The following is a 14,669-nucleotide window of genomic DNA, read 5'->3' as shown; positions in this document are numbered from 1 at the left end:
GACAAGGGCTGGGAAAACAAGGACGAGCACGGCTCCGAGTACGGCTCCGACAAGGGCTGGGAAAACAAGGACGAGCACGGCTCCGAGTACGGCTCCGACAAGGGCTGGGAAAACAAGGACGAGCACGGCTCCGAGTACGGCTCGGACGAGCGTGGCTCGGACGAGCGTGGCTCGGACGAGCGTGGCGGCTACGGCAAGGACGAGCGCGGCTCGGACGAGCACGGCGGTTACGGCAAGGACGAGCGCGGCTCGGACGAGCGTGACTGGGACAAGGAGCGCGAGTTCGTCTACTACGGCGAAGCCAAGGTGGACAAGGACGCCAAGCCGGGTCGCTACGAGCTCAAGGGCTCCTGCGGCGAGGGCGAGCTCGTCGTGCTGCCGCACGGCGGTGTCGACGGTGGTGACGGTGGCGTCAGCACCGGTACCGACCGGGGTCTGGCCACCGGCGGGGCGGGCCTGCTCGGCGCTGCCGCGCTGGGCGGGATCGTGCTGATGCGTCGTCGGCGGACCGATGGTTCGCTCGTCTGACGTGACGACGACACCGGCCGGCGGCCGTCGCGGGAGACCGTGGCGTGCCGCCGGCACGGCCGTCGTCGTCACCATGGCCATGATCGGCGCCGGCATGATCGGCGCCTCCTTGAAAACCACGCCCACTCCCCGACCGCCGCAGCCGCTGGCCCAGGCCGGCCCCGAGGCGACCGGGCCGGCGAGCACCGCCGACGATGCCCCTCCAGTGGACGGGCAGCCGGTCGGTCAGGCGGCGGCCGGGTTGGCCCGTTCGGCACCGACCAGCATCGAGATCCCCCGGATCGGCGTCGACGCGACGATCATGTCGTTGGGCACCAACCCGGACGGCACGGTCCAGGTCCCTCCGCTGGAGAAGGCCGACCAGGCCGGGTGGTACGAACCAGGAGCGAGCCCCGGCGAGACGGGCAACGCGGTCATCGTCGGGCACGTGGACTCGGCGGTGCTCGGCCCGGCTGTCTTCTTCGACCTCGGCGCTCTCACCCCCGGCGACACCATCACGGTGCGCCGCGCCGACGGAGTGCCGGTCACCTTCACTGTCGACTCGGTGAAGTCGTACCCGAAGACGGCCTTCCCCACCGAGCTGGTCTACGGACCGAGTGACCGGCCGAGCCTGCGGGTGGTCACCTGCGGCGGTCAGTTCGATCAGGCCGCGAAGAGCTACCCGGACAACATCGTCGTCTTCGCCACCCTGGCGGCCTGACCGGCGGCGAAACGAAACGCGGTCCGGCCGGTCGGGGTGACCCGACCGGCCGGACCGCGTCCGGCGTACCTCTGACTCAGGCGGCCGCGGAGGTCCGCACCAGGGTGCGGATCTGGCGCAGCAGCACCGACAGGGCGGCGAGATCCGCCCGCGACTCGTCGAACTCACCCATCGCCCGCCGGGCCCGGTGGATCGAGGTGGCGTTCGACTGCTCCCACTGATGCACCCGCTCGTGCGGCGGCAGGTCGCCCGGGGTGGAGTCGAGTACCTCCGCGGTGAGCGCGGCCAGCGCGGCGTACAGGTCGTACCGCAGCGCCATCCGGGCCAGCGTCTGCCAGCGGTCCTCCCGCGGCAGCAGGGAGATCTTCGACAGCAGCGAGTCCACCCGGAACAGGTCCGACAGCACGAAGTAGACCGAGGCCACCTCGCTGACGTCCCGCCCACTGGCGTTCGCGGTCTCCACCACGTCCATCAGACCGAAGCTGTACATCAGCCGGGTGGCCCGCTCCGCCAGCTCGCGGGGCAGCCCACGTTCGGTCATCGAGTCCATGTGCGCGGCGATGCCCTGGCGCTCGTTGCCGTAGAACAGCTCCTCCAGCCCTGGCAACAGCCGGGTGACCCCGTCGCGCAGCCGGGCGATCTCGGCCGGCACGTCGATCGGCGAACGCCGGTTGGAGACCAGCCACCGCACCGCCCGGTCGAGCAGCCGACGAGTGTCCAGGTAGACGCTGGTCTGCAGCTCCGGCGCCACCTTGTTGTCCAGCGCCTCGACCTCGTCCCACAGGTCGCGCAGGCCGAACACCTCGCTGACCACCACGTACGCCCGGATCACGTCGGCCGCGCTGGCCGCCGTCTCCTCGACCACCCGGAAGATGAACGAGATGCCACCCCGGTTGATCGCCTCGTTGACCAGCACTGTGGTGACGATGTCCCGGCGCAGGCGGTGCCGGCCCATCCGGTCGGCGAACCGCTCACGCATCGGGGTCGGGAAGTAGTTGACCAGGACGTCGGTCGTCCACTCCTCGTCGGCCAACCCCTCGGTGAGGATCTCCCGCTCCAGGACGATCTTCACGTACGCGAGCAGCACGGCGAACTCCGGCGCGGTCAGCCCGGACTCGCTGCGGACCGCCAGTTCCTCGTCCGGCGGCAGCGCCTCCAACGCGCGGTCCAACCCGCCCGAACGCTCCAGCTCGTTGATCATCCGACGGTGCACCGGGAGCAGCGAGGCGGCCTGGGCCTGGGCGTTGTTGATCGCCCGAGCCTGGTCGTAGTTGTCCCGCAGCACCAGCTCCGCGACCTCGTTGGTCATCCCGGCCAGCAGCTCGTCCCGGTCGTCCGTGGTCAGCTCACCGTCGGCCACCGCCGTGTTGAGCAGGATCTTGATGTTCACCTCGTGGTCGGAGGTGTCCACCCCGGCCGCGTTGTCGATGAAGTCCGTGTAGATCCGGCCACCTGTCAACGCGTACTCGATCCGGCCGAGCTGGGTCCAGCCCAGGTTGCCGCCCTCGCCCGCCACCCGGCAGCGCAGGTTGCGCCCGTCCACCCGGATCGCGTCGTTGGACTTGTCGCCCACCTCGGCGTTGGTCTGGGTGGAGGCCTTGACGTAGGTGCCGATGCCGCCGTTCCAGAACAGGTCCACCGGGGCGGTGACGATCGCCTTCATCAGGTCCTGCGGCGACAACTGCGTCACGTCGTCGTCCAGGCCGATCGCCGCCCGCACCTGCGGCGTGATCGGGATGGACTTCGCGGTACGCGGGAAGATGCCGCCACCTGCCGAGATCAGCTCCGGGTTGTAGTCCTCCCAGGAGGAGCGGGGCAGGTCGAACAGCCGTCGACGCTCCGCGTACGAGGTGGCGGCGTCCGGCTCCGGGTCGAGGAAGATGTGCCGGTGGTCGAAGGCGGCCACCAGCCGGATGTGCTCGGAGAGCAGCATCCCGTTGCCGAACACGTCGCCGGACATGTCGCCGACGCCGACCACTGTGAAGTCCTGGGTCTGGGTGTCCAGGCCCAGCTCACGGAAGTGCCGCTTGACCGACTCCCAGGCGCCCCGGGCGGTGATGCCCATCTTCTTGTGGTCGTAGCCGGCGGATCCGCCGGACGCGAACGCGTCGCCCATCCAGAAGTTGTGGGCCTTGGAGATCTCGTTGGCGATGTCGGAGAACGTCGCGGTGCCCTTGTCGGCCGCCACGACCAGGTACGGGTCGTCGCCGTCGTGCCGGACCACGTCCTCGGGTGGCACGATCTGCCCGCTGACGATGTTGTCGGTGACGTCCAGCATCGCGCCGACGAACTCCTGGTAGCAGGCGACCGCCTCGTCCCGGTCGCCCGGCTTCTGCTTCAACACGAAGCCGCCCTTGGCGCCGACCGGCACGATCACCGTGTTCTTCACCATCTGCGCCTTGACCAGGCCCAGCACCTCGGTGCGGAAGTCCTCCCGACGGTCGGACCACCGCAACCCGCCCCGGGCCACCGGCCCGAACCGCAGGTGCACACCCTCGAAGCGCGGCGAGTAGACGAAGATCTCGAACTTCGGTCGCGGCGCGGGCAGGTCCGGAATGGCCTGCGGGTCGAGCTTGAACGCCACGTACGCCTTCGGCCGCCCGTCGGCGCGCTTCTGGTAGAAGCTGGTCCGCAGGGTCGCCTCGATCAGCGTCAGGTACGAGCGCAGGATCCGGTCCTGGTCGAGGCTCGCCACGTCGTCCAGCGCGCCCCGGATCGTCTCCACCAGCTCACCGCTGCGCTGCTGCCGCTGCTCGGTGCTCAACTCGCCCGGCGCGAACCGGGTCTCGAAGAGTTCCACCAGCAACGCGGCGAGCTTCGGGTACGCGATGAAGGTCTGCTCCATGTAGTCCTGCGAGAAGACCGTGCCGGCCTGCCGCAGGTACTTCGCGTACGCCCGCAGCACCACCACCTGCCGCCAGGTCAGCCCGCCGCGCAGCACCAGCTCGTTGAACCGGTCCACCTCGGCCTCGCCGCGCCAGGCAGCCGCGAAGGCGTTCTCCACGTGCGGGCGCACCTCGGCCAGCTCGTGATGCCCCTCGGGCAGCATGAGGCCGAAGTCGTACAGGTAGACCCGACCGTCGATCCGGTCCACCTCGTACGGGTGCTCGTCGACCACCCGTACACCGAGCGAGTGCAGCACCGGCAGCACCGCGGAGAGCATCATCGGCTCGCCGTAGCGGTAGACCTTGAACCGGACGTCCATCGCCTCGGCCAGGTCGGCGCCCGGCACCCGGGTGCCCGGCCGGGGCGCCAACTGCTTGCGGAACAGGTGCATCTCCAGCTGGCCGGGCTCCTCCAGCAGCTCCAGCTTCGCCAGGTCCTTCATCGCCTCGTACGGCGTGTGCCCGTCCTTGTAGCCCTCCGGGAACGCGTCGGCGTACCTGGTGAACAGGTGCTTGGCCTGCTCGTCGCCGAGCTTGCGCTCCAGCACCAACCGGTAGTCGTCGTCCCACAGTCGGGTGGCGTCGGCCAACTCCTCGGCGAGCAGGTCGGCGTCGATGTCGCCGGGTGGCCGCGTCGGGTCGGTACGGACGATGAAGTGCACCCGAGCCAGCATCGACTCGGTGACCCGGGTGGTGTAGTCCACCCCGACACCGTTCAGCTCACGCAGCAGGATGTCCTGCATGCGCAGCCGGTTCTGGGTGGTGAACCGGTCCCGGGGCAGGTAGATCAGGCAGGAGATGAACCGCCCGTACGCGTCTCGACGCAGGAAGACCCGCAGCTGCCGGCGGCCGGCCATCCGCAGCACTCCGACCACCGCGTGGTACAGGTCGTCGGTCTTGATCTGGAACAGCTCGTCGCGCGGGTAGGTCTCCAGGATCTGGATCAGATCCTTGCCCGAGTGGCTGCGCCGGCTCAGGCCGGAGCGGTCCAGCACCTCGGCCACCTTGCGGCGTACCACCGGCAGCTCGCGGACGCTGGTCCGGTAGGCGGCCGTCGAGAACAGGCCCAGGAAGCGCCGCTCACCGATCACGTCACCGGCGGAGTTGAAGATCTTGAAGCCGATGTAGTCCAGGTACGCCGAGCGGTGCACCGTGGCCCGGGAGTTCGCCTTGGTGATGATCAGCAGGCGCTTCTCCAGCACCTTCTCGTGCGCCTCGGGCGTCATCGAGGACAGCGACCGCGCATCCGGCGAATCGGAGCGCAGAATGCCCAGACCGGTGCCGAGCACCGCCTCCAACGCCTTGCCGTCGACCGGGTCGGCGGCGTCGCCGCCGTCGGCGTCCACCAACCGGTACTCGCGGTAGCCGAGGAAGGTGAAGTGGTCCTGGGCGAGCCACCGCAGCAGCTCCACCGAGTCGGTGATGTCCTTTTCCGGCACGGGTGGGCGGTTGTCGGAGGTACGGGCGGAGGCCAGCTCGTCGGCGAGCGCGAGGGCACGCTGACGCATCTTCGGCCAGTCCTCCACCGCCTCCCGCACGTCGGTGAGCACCCGCTGCAACTCGCGGCGCAACCGGTCCCGTTCGGCCGCGTCCCGCACCGGGTCGATCTCGATCCGCATCCAGCTCTCGATGATGTCGCCGGCGATCGCGTCGTCCGGTTCCACATCAGCGGAGACCTCGGTGAGCCGGCCCAGCGGCTCCCGCCGCACCACCACCAGCGGGTGCACCAGCAGGTGCACGTCGAGGTGGTACGAGTTGAGCAGCGCCGTCACCGAGTCGACCAGGAACGGCATGTCGTCAGTGACGATCTCGACGACCGTGTGGTGCTGGTCGGCGTGCGGTTCGTGGATCCGCAGCTTCAACTCGCCTGGCACCCGCTGCTGGGCGAGATCCCGGTGTGCCCGGGCCGCGTCGAGCATTTCTTCCGCCGTGAAGCCGACCAGCTCCTCGTCCGGGGCGAACCGCCAGAAACGGCCGACAAGTGTCGCCGCGTCGTGGTCGTCCCCGGCGAGCGCGACGGCCTGGGCCACCAGGCGCTCCGCGTTGGGGACGGGTTCGTCGAGCTCGGCGTCCTCCACGTCGTCGGCCAGCGCCTCGGCTGGCAGACCCAGATCGTAGATGGTGTCGATGCTCGACCCGGTCAGCCCGGTGACTCCCGTGTCGAGTCGGCCGTAGCCGTCCCCGTCGGTCGCCGAATCGAAGCTGTCATCGTCCCGGCCGGAGTCATCCTGCCGGAGGTCGGGTTCCGGTTTGATCGCCGGACGCCGGTCCATCGGTGCCACTCCCCTCGACCCACCGCGTTGTGGGTCACTCTGCCGCCCAGCCTAGGCCCTGCCGTTGTGCGCCTTCGTCGGCGGACCACTGGCCAGACGTCCGGATCGGGACTTTGTCCTTTCACCCGTTGCGGGTCCGAGGTTGGCCGGCTCCGGGATACCCCGCCACGCGATGTTCATCACACGGGTACGGCCCGTCTTTGAGCGCGGCCGAGCACCTGGGGGACGTTGGGGACGACGTTCCCGTACTACCGTGCGAGGGCAGTCCGAGATCGGAAGGACCAGCTTCATGCCCTTGTCGTACCCCCGGCCCCACCGGCCGAACCCCGCCCGCCGGCTCGCCGCCGCCGCCACCACGGCGCTGCTCGCGGCGGGTGTCCTGGTCGGTTGTTCCGGTGACGACGGGCCGCAACGCACCGTCGACGCCTTCCTCGCGGGTTGGCGCAGCGGCGACCTCCAGGCGGTCGGTCTGATCGACCCGCTCGGCTCGAAACTGCCGTCGGCCGACGTGGCTCGCGAGATCAAGGACCTCTCCGGTGAGCTGGTGGCCACCCCGCCCACGCTGACGCGTCGCGGCGAGCCGAAGATCACGAAGGACATCGCCACCACGACCGTCCAGGTGGAGTGGACCCTGCCCGGTCAGACCCGCTGGGCGTACGACCGGGAGGTTCGGCTCGCCCACGGCGGCGACGACCAGTGGCAGGTGATCTGGGAGCCGAAGGTGGTGCACGAGCAGCTCACCAAGGGCGACCGGTTGGCGCTGCGTCGCGACCCCGGTGCCCGCGCCGCAGTGCTTGACAACGCCGGGAAGGCGCTGGTGACCCCGCGCCCGGTGGTCCGGGTGGGTGTGCAGCCCAACGGGGTCACCGACATCAGGAAGCTCGTCAAGGACCTCGACGCGGCGTTCAAGGCCATCCGCCCGGCGCTGGTCCCCGGCGTCGACCTGGCCGACCTGCCCGACCGGGTGGCCAAGGCCGAGCCGGGCGCGTTCGTCGAGGTGGTGTCGCTCCGCGAGGAGGCGTACCGGCAGATCAAGCCCCGGATCTACGACCTGCCCGGCACCAAGTTCGTCTCCGACAAGATCGACCTGGCGCCCACCCGCGAGTTCGCCCGTGCGCTGCTCGGCAGTGTCGACCAGGCGCAGGCCGACGACCTCGCCGCGCACCCCGACCGGTACGTCGTCGGCGATCTGGTCGGGCATGGCGGGCTACAGGGCCGCTACGACGAGCGACTGCGCGGCGGCCCCGGGCTGACAGTTGTGGTCGAGCGTCCGGCCGAGGGCGGCAAACTCGAACCCACCGGCGCCGAACTGTTCCGCCGGGAGCCGCAACCCGGGCAGGCGCTTGAGACCACGCTGGACGTCGCCGTCCAGAACGCGGCCGACGGGGCACTGCGCGCCGAGCCGCGCCGATCCGCACTGGTGGCGCTCCGCATCAGCGACGGCGCCGTGCTCGCCGCCGCGAACGGCCCCGGCCCGGCCGGGGAAAATCTGGCCTTCGACGCCCAGGTGCCTCCGGGCTCGACGTTCAAAATGGTCAGCACGCTGGGCCTGCTGGACCGGGGCGCGGTCACGCTGGACGGGCCGGTGGACTGCAAGAAGACCTTCACCGTGGACGGCCGGTCCTTCAAGAACTCGGACAACTTCGAGCTCGGCTCGGTGCCGTTCCGCACCGACTTCGCCAAGTCCTGCAACACGGCGTTCGCCGCGCTGGCCCCGAAGCTCGGCGGCGACGGGCTGGCCGCCGCCGGTCGCTCGCTGGGGCTGGAGGGTCAGTGGGACCTCGGCACGGACGCCTTCACCGGCAAGGTCTCGACGGGCGGCAGCCTGGCCGAGCAGGCCGCCGCGTCGTTCGGGCAGGGCACCACGTTGGTCAGCCCGCTCGCCATGGCCGGCGCCACCGCCGCAGTGGCCCGCGGCCGCTTCGAGCAGCCGAAGCTGCTGATCGACCCGGCGCCGGCCAAGCCGGCCCCGGCGGGCGAGCAGCTCAAGCCGGAGTCCGTCGAGGCGCTGCGCACGATGATGCGCGAGGTGGTCACCGCCGGCACCGGCAGCGCGCTCAAGGATGTGCCGGGCGAGGTGTACGGCAAGACCGGCACCGCCGAGTACGACGACAACCCGGCGCACACCCACGCCTGGTTCGTCGGCTGGCGGGGTGACGTGGCGTTCGCCGTCTTCGTGGAGAAGGGCGGGGCCAGCACCGCCTCGGCCGTCCCGATTGCCGAGCGCTTCCTTCGCGCCCTCCCAACCCCCTGACCCACCGGGCCTCGGCCTTCTGGCCTTGATCCACTCGGTTTCGGTGAAACTGGGGTGTCCAAGCCACCCGGACGCCCCGGATTCACTGATCCCGAGTCGATCAAGGCCGGGTGCCCGAAGGCCGGATGCCCGAAGGCCGGGTGCCCGAAGGCCGGGTGCCCGAAGGCCGGGTGGCCGAAGGCCGGGTGGCCGAGGGTCGGGTCAGGCGGTGTCGGCTTCGCGCCCTTCGGGCGGATTCTGGGTCGACGGGGAGATACGTCGGAGCAGACCGGGACCGGCCGAAGCCGGCGGGCCGACCGGTTCGCGCTCAATCAGCGGCGCGATACCGGCCGCGACACCCGACGGCTCGGGGTGGGCTGGTCCGCCGGTGCTGGCCGGTTCCGCCTCGGCCGGCACGCCGCGAGGCACCGCGCCTGTGGCGCCGACGCCAGCCGGCCCGAGCCCAGCGGGCCCGACGCCAGCAGACTCGAGCCCAGCGGGCCCGAGCCCAGCAGGCCCGAGCGCGGCAGGCCCGAGCGCGGCGGACCGGACCCCGGCGGTGTCGAGATCAGCGGCGACATCAGGCTCCGCGACCCGCTCAACGCGGTCGAGCCCATCAGGCCCGGCCAGCCCGTCAAGGCCAACCAGCCCGTCGAGCCGCTCGACACGCTCGGCACGGTCGGGACGCTCGGCACGGTCAGGACGCTCGGTGGCTGTCGCGGCCCGGCCGTTGCCGCGCCGCGGGGAGGGCGTCGGCCATGCCGACAGCAGTCGGGGCGGCACGGCTTCCGGGGCGGTCACCGGCGCCAGACCGGCGACCACGGTGTTCACGATCTCGGCCGCGTACGAGCCGTCCGGGTCGTAGTCGGGGTCGAAGACGGTCAACTCCACGCCGAGGCAGTGCGGGGTGTCGACCAGGCCGGCGAGCAGGATCTCCAGCTCGGCGAAGGCGATTCCACCCGGGTCGGGGGCGTCCACGGCGGGCATCACCGCCGGGTCGAGCACGTCCACGTCGATGTGCACCCAGTAGCCCGCGCAGTCGGCGAGTTGCTCGTGCGCCCACTGGGCCGTCCGGGCGGCGCCTTCGGCGCGCAGCGCCGGCACCGGTCGGGTGGTGATCCCGGCGGCCTGGAGGTCGAGCCGGTATTCGTCCTGGGCCCGGATGCCGAGTACAACCACGTCGATGTCGCGGAAGTAGGGCCGCCGGCCCTCCAGCGCGGCCAGGTCGGCCTGCCCTCGCCCGGTGACCAGGGCCAGGTCCTCACCGGCGGCGGCACCGACGTAGGAGGCGTTGCCGGGGTGCCGAAAGTCGGAGTGCCCGTCGACGAAGACCAGCCCGATCCGCCCGCCGACGGCCTCGCCGAGGCGGTGCATGGCCAGGGCCGAGCCGAGGAGCACGGAGCAGTCGCCGCCGAGCACCACCGGGAACTCGCCCCGGTCGATGATCGAGCCGATGCGTTCGGCGAGGGCCAACGAGTAGTCGGCGATCTCCCGGGCGTGGCACACCCCGTCGCCGGGCCGCCAGTCGCCCGGGTCGTAGCGGGCGGGGGTGACGCAGCCGGCGTCGCGGGCGCGGAGCCGGGCCAGCAGGTCGTGGTCGCGCAGCGCCCCGGGCGCCTTGGCGCAACCCGGGACCGACGTGGGCGTCGGCGGCCGTAGACCGAGATTTGTCGGCGCGTCGAGGACGGCGATCCGGCGCATCGTGAGCTCCCGTCCTCGGTGGTCGGGCGGGCCGGCCGGAACGCCGGCCCGCGCTGGCGTGCTACGAACTCAGAACAGGGCGCTGGCCAGAGCCCGACGCGCCGAGGCGACGGCCGGATCGTCCGGGCCGGCAATGGAGAAGAGCGAGACCAGGTGCTGGCGAACCGTTTCACGGTCCTCACCGGCGGTGCGCCGGACCAGACCGACGAGCCGGGCGTACGCCTGCTCGGCCAGGCCGCTGAGCACCTCGATGTCGGCGGCCAGCAGTTGGGCAGCGACGTCGTCGGGGGCGCTCTCGGCGGCGGCCAGTGCGGTGGACGGGTCGGCGCCGGCCACCCGGCGGGCCACTCCGACCTGGGCCAGCCCCGCCGTGGCCGCGGCGTCCGCCGGGGCGTCGGCGAGGATCTTCCGGTACGCCTGCTCGGCGGCGTCCAGATCGCCGCTCATCAGCGCGTCGTCCGCCTCGTCGAGGCGGGGGTCCTCCGGCTCGGCGACGGTCACGCCACCGGCCTTGAGTACGGCCTGGATCCACTGCCGCAGCTGAGCCTCGGGAACCACTCCGGAGAAGGCGTCGACCGGCTGGCCGCCGACGACCGCGTAGACCATGGGGATGCCCTGCACCCGGAACATCTGGGCGATTCGGGGATTTTCCTGCACGTCGACCCGGGCCAGCACCCAGGTGCCGCCGCCCTCGGCGTTCAGCCGCTCCAGGACCGGGGCGAACTCGTCGCTCTCCGGGAAGCCAGCCGCGCCGAAGAACACGACGACGGGCGTGGCCATCGAGCGTTCGAGCACGTCGGACTGGATGGTCGCCTCGGTGACGTCCACGATGGCGGTGTTGCCGCCTGCTGTGGGCGCGCCCGGGGCGCCGTTGGACGGGCCGCCCTGCGGGGGCGTGCCGGGGCGGGGACTTGCTGGTGCGGGGCCACGCAGCGTGCTGAGGTCGACCGCGCCGCGGGTGAAGATCGACGAGGTGATCCGTGGGTCGCTCATGGTTACCTAGTCTCGCACGTGAGCCCGGATTCTCAGCTCACCCGCAACCCCGACGTTGCAACTCTCACGCCCCGCCCCCGACCCCCGCGATCTTGCACATTCTGTCGCCCGTACGCCGCATTTATGCCTTATGCCGGCGCAGAAACTGCAAGATCGACGGGGTAGGGGGCGCGGGGTGGGGTCAGAAGCGGGCTGGCTCTCGGTAGGTGCCCCACTCGGCGCGCAGGGCGTCGCAGATCTCGCCGAGGGTCGCCTCGGCGCGGACCGCGTCGAGCATGGCGGGGATCATGTTCTCGTCGGTACGGCTCGCCTCGACCATCCGCTGCACCGCCGCGCGTACCGCGCCCTCGTCCCGCGCGCTCTTGCGCTCGGCGAGTACCCGGCGCTGCTCCAGCTCCACCTCGTGCGAGATGCGCAGGATCTCCAGCTCCTTGGCGACAGTGCCGGTGTGACAGTTGACCCCGACGATCTTCTTATCGCCCTTTTCGAGGGCCTGCTGGTAGACGAAGGCCGACTCGGCGATGTGCCCGGTGAACCAGCCGTCCTCGATACCGCGCAGGATGCCGGAGGTCATCGGGCCGATCTGGTGTGGCCCGTCTCCGCCGAGCTGCCGGATCCGGGCGAAGATCTCCTCCGCCTCGGCCTCGATCTTGTCGGTCAGCGCCTCGACGTACCAGGAGCCGCCGAGCGGGTCGGCCACGTTGACCACACCGGTCTCCTCCATCAGCACCTGTTGCGTACGCAGGGCGATCTCGGCGGACTCGTCGGTGGGCAGCGCCAGGGTCTCGTCCAGCGCGTTGGTGTGCAGCGAGTTGGTGCCGCCGAGCACCGCCGCGAGAGCCTCGACGGCGGTGCGTACGACGTTGTTGACCGGCTGCTGCGCGGTCAGCGACACCCCGGCGGTCTGCGTGTGGAACCGCAGCCACAGGGCCTTCTCGCTGGTGGCGCCGTAGACGTCGCGCAGCCAGCGGGCCCAGATCCGGCGGGCGGCGCGGAACTTGGCGATCTCCTCGAAGAAGTCGAGGTGCGAGTCGAAGAAGAAGCTCAGCCCCGGCGCGAAGACGTTCACGTCGAGCCCACGCGAGAGACCCAGCTCCACGTAGCCGAAGCCGTCCGCCAGGGTGTACGCCAGCTCCTGCGCCGCTGTCGAGCCGGCCTCACGGATGTGGTAGCCGGAGACCGAGAGCGGCTTGTAGCGCGGGATCTCCCGGGCGCAGTACTCCATCAGGTCGCCGATCAGGCGCAGGTGCGGCTCGGGGTCGAAGAGCCACTCCTTCTGCGCGATGTACTCCTTGAAGATGTCGGTCTGCAGGGTGCCGTCCAGCTTGGACAGGTCGGCGCCCTGCCGCTCGGCGGCGACCAGGTACATGCAGAACACCGGCACGGCCGGGCCGGAGATGGTCATCGAGGTGGTGACGCCGGCCAGGTCGATGCCGTCGAAGAGCGCCTGCATGTCGGTGGCGGTGTCGATGGCCACGCCGCAGTGGCCGACCTCGCCGAGCGCCTGCGGGTCGTCCGAGTCGCGGCCCATCAGCGTCGGCATGTCGAACGCCACCGAGAGCCCGCCGCCACCGGCGCCGAGGATCATCTTGTAGCGCTCGTTGGTCTGCTGGGCGTTGCCGAAGCCGGCGAACTGCCGGATCGTCCAGGTCCGACCGCGGTAGCCGGTCGGATACAAACCCCGGGTGTACGGATACTCGCCCGGCCAACCGATCCGTTCGAAGCCCGGATAGGTGGCCCCCTCCGGCGGCCCGTACACCGGCTCCACCGGCATGCCGGAGAGCGTGGTGAAGTCCGCGTCCCGCTTGCGCGCGGCGTCGTACCGGGCCTGCCAGCGCGCCCGTCCGGCGTCGATCTCGTCGGCGTCCATGAGCAGGGCTCCTCCTCGGGTCCTCGACTGCCCGTCGAGTGTAAGGCCCCTACCTGAACGATCGCTAAGTCACGTCCTACCGGCGAGTAACGGCAGACCCCGCGCCGATCATGGAGTTGTCAGGCCGGGGGTGCGGTGGGGGTGTCGCCGATCGCCATGTCGTCAACCCGGATGTTGACCTCATCGACCCGCAACCCGAAGGCCTCGACCGCCTCGGTCACACGAGCGCGCACCTGACCGGTGACCTCTGCCACGGGTCGACCGGCCTGAATCACCAACACCAGGTTGACCACCGCGGCGTCCCCGGTCACGTGGGCCGAGCAACCCCGCCGGGCGTCACCCACCTGGTCCAGCCCGACCCGGTCGAGAACCGCGTTGAAGAACCGGGCGACGTCCCCGCCCAAATCGGCCACGCCGGGCACCGCGCGGGCCGCCGCGACGGCGATCTTCTCGATCACCTCGTCGGCGACCTGCGTCGTCCCGCCAGCCGGCACCGACGCCCTCGCCAACTCCCGCGTTGCTTCCAGGTCCACAGTCGCTCCCTGCTCCTCGCACCACCGCGTCCGGGCACGTCCGGCCCCCGCTGAAGAGGAGGCGGTGCGAGCCTACTGGGACGATGCGTCCCGGGATGTTCCCGGCGGACAGCCAACGGGCGGCGCGGCAGCCGTCACGCCGTTGGGCAGCTACGCCTCAGGCGCCGGCTGCCGTACCCGGCTGGTTCAGCTCGATGTCGTCCACAGTGACGTTGACCTGGGTGACCGTCAGGCCGTACTTCTCCACCGCCTCGATCACCGCGGCCCGCACCGCCTCGGTCACGTCGGCTACGACGTGCCCGGCGTCGATCACCAGGACCACGTTGATGACGGCCGAACTGCCCTTCACGTCGGCCGATATGCCCCGCCGAGCGTCGCCCACCTCGTCCAGGCCGATCTTGTCCAGCACGCTGTTGAAGAACCGGGAGACATCGCCGCCGAGATCGGCGACACCGGGCACGGCACGAGCGGCCGCACCGGCGATCTTCTCGACGACCTCGTCGGAGACCGACGTGACACCCCGGGCCGCGCCCGTCGCGGGCTGCACTGCACCGGCGTTCTCCACCGCGTCCGTCATGATCACATCTCCCCTGGTCCGACACATTGTGGACCGACCGTCCCGTCAGCCCGCTCGCGAGGCTGACCATTCGGCGGCCACGCGCCGCGAGCCTACTAAAACCGGAGTGACCTTCGCTTCCGGGCAACCAAACCACGGTGTCGCCGCGACGTACCGGCGTGGAGTCCGGCGCACCATCGGACCACTTGGGCCGACGATCGGAACAATCCACAATGGATCGCTCCCGCTACACGAGTGCGGTCTGTCTGATGCGCAGGACGCATCGACGAGGGCCGCTTCGGGTACTACGCGGGGCCGGTGCGGGCCGACGCTGGCGGCCAGTGGGTCAGGTTCGGTGGCCAAAGCCGCGGCACCTGCTGGACCAGCCCCTGGGGGC

7 protein-coding genes and 2 pseudogenes are annotated in these 14,669 nt (G+C 70.9%); 3 read left to right on the top strand and 6 right to left on the bottom strand.

From position 1 onward, the window contains the following. Together AB0B98_RS29935 and AB0B98_RS29930 are read left to right on the top strand one after the other, a co-directional pair. Nucleotides 1-528: pseudogene (locus AB0B98_RS29935) on the top strand (hypothetical protein); the annotation flags it as partial. Between the two features lies 1 nt (nt 529). Beyond that, the gene (locus AB0B98_RS29930) at nt 530-1,228 is read left to right on the top strand and encodes a class F sortase (protein ID WP_357366916.1); all 699 of its coding nucleotides are present in this window, start codon (nt 530-532) and stop codon (nt 1,226-1,228) included. Nucleotides 1,229-1,304: 76 nt separating this feature from the next. Here AB0B98_RS29930 and AB0B98_RS29925 read toward each other — a convergent pair whose 3' ends face one another. Next, nucleotides 1,305-6,386 carry an NAD-glutamate dehydrogenase gene (locus tag AB0B98_RS29925; RefSeq protein WP_357366914.1) on the bottom strand — a complete coding sequence of 1,694 codons (5,082 nt, stop codon included), beginning with the start codon at nt 6,384-6,386 and terminating at the stop codon, nt 1,305-1,307. Between the two features lie 289 nt (nt 6,387-6,675). On the opposite strand from AB0B98_RS29925, the gene AB0B98_RS29920 reads away from it, so the two are divergent. Further along, on the top strand, nt 6,676-8,640 hold the full coding sequence (locus AB0B98_RS29920; protein WP_357366912.1) for a penicillin-binding transpeptidase domain-containing protein: 1,965 nt from the start codon (nt 6,676-6,678) through the stop codon (nt 8,638-8,640). Between the two features lie 714 nt (nt 8,641-9,354). Here AB0B98_RS29920 and AB0B98_RS29915 read toward each other — a convergent pair. From AB0B98_RS29915 to AB0B98_RS29895, 5 genes and pseudogenes are all read right to left on the bottom strand, one after another. Next, nucleotides 9,355-10,320, bottom strand: a pseudogene (locus AB0B98_RS29915) (arginase family protein); the annotation flags it as partial. Between the two features lie 69 nt (nt 10,321-10,389). Beyond that, a complete protein-coding gene (locus AB0B98_RS29910; RefSeq protein WP_357366910.1) occupies nt 10,390-11,313 on the bottom strand; it encodes a tetratricopeptide repeat protein in 924 nt (307 codons plus the stop codon). A gap of 181 nt (nt 11,314-11,494) precedes the next feature. Further along, the gene (locus tag AB0B98_RS29905) at nt 11,495-13,183 is read right to left on the bottom strand and encodes a methylmalonyl-CoA mutase family protein (protein ID WP_357366908.1); all 1,689 of its coding nucleotides are present in this window, start codon (nt 13,181-13,183) and stop codon (nt 11,495-11,497) included. Between the two features lie 119 nt (nt 13,184-13,302). Then, nucleotides 13,303-13,716 carry an Asp23/Gls24 family envelope stress response protein gene (locus tag AB0B98_RS29900; RefSeq protein ID WP_238670502.1) on the bottom strand — a complete coding sequence of 138 codons (414 nt, stop codon included), beginning with the start codon at nt 13,714-13,716 and terminating at the stop codon, nt 13,303-13,305. Nucleotides 13,717-13,873: 157 nt separating this feature from the next. Beyond that, the gene (locus AB0B98_RS29895; RefSeq protein ID WP_357366906.1) at nt 13,874-14,293 is read right to left on the bottom strand and encodes an Asp23/Gls24 family envelope stress response protein; all 420 of its coding nucleotides are present in this window, start codon (nt 14,291-14,293) and stop codon (nt 13,874-13,876) included. Nucleotides 14,294-14,669: the final 376 nt, after the last annotated feature.

The organism is Micromonospora sp. NPDC048947, assembly GCF_040649495.1.
Classification (GTDB): Bacteria; Actinomycetota; Actinomycetes; order Mycobacteriales; family Micromonosporaceae; genus Micromonospora; species Micromonospora alfalfae.
Note: the sequence above shows the minus strand (reverse complement) of the source record. Positions and strands in the feature narration are given on the sequence as shown.

Bases quoted from the DNA above. Each gene is read 5' to 3' on its own strand.
- AB0B98_RS29925 (WP_357366914.1), bottom strand. From the start codon at position 6,386: ATGGACCGGCGTCCGGCGATCAAACCGGAACCCGACCTCCGGCAGGAT.
- AB0B98_RS29920 (WP_357366912.1), top strand. From the start codon at position 6,676: ATGCCCTTGTCGTACCCCCGGCCCCACCGGCCGAACCCCGCCCGCCGG.
- AB0B98_RS29910 (WP_357366910.1), bottom strand. From the start codon at position 11,313: ATGAGCGACCCACGGATCACCTCGTCGATCTTCACCCGCGGCGCGGTC.
- AB0B98_RS29905 (WP_357366908.1), bottom strand. From the start codon at position 13,183: ATGGACGCCGACGAGATCGACGCCGGACGGGCGCGCTGGCAGGCCCGG.
- AB0B98_RS29895 (WP_357366906.1), bottom strand. From the start codon at position 14,293: ATGACGGACGCGGTGGAGAACGCCGGTGCAGTGCAGCCCGCGACGGGC.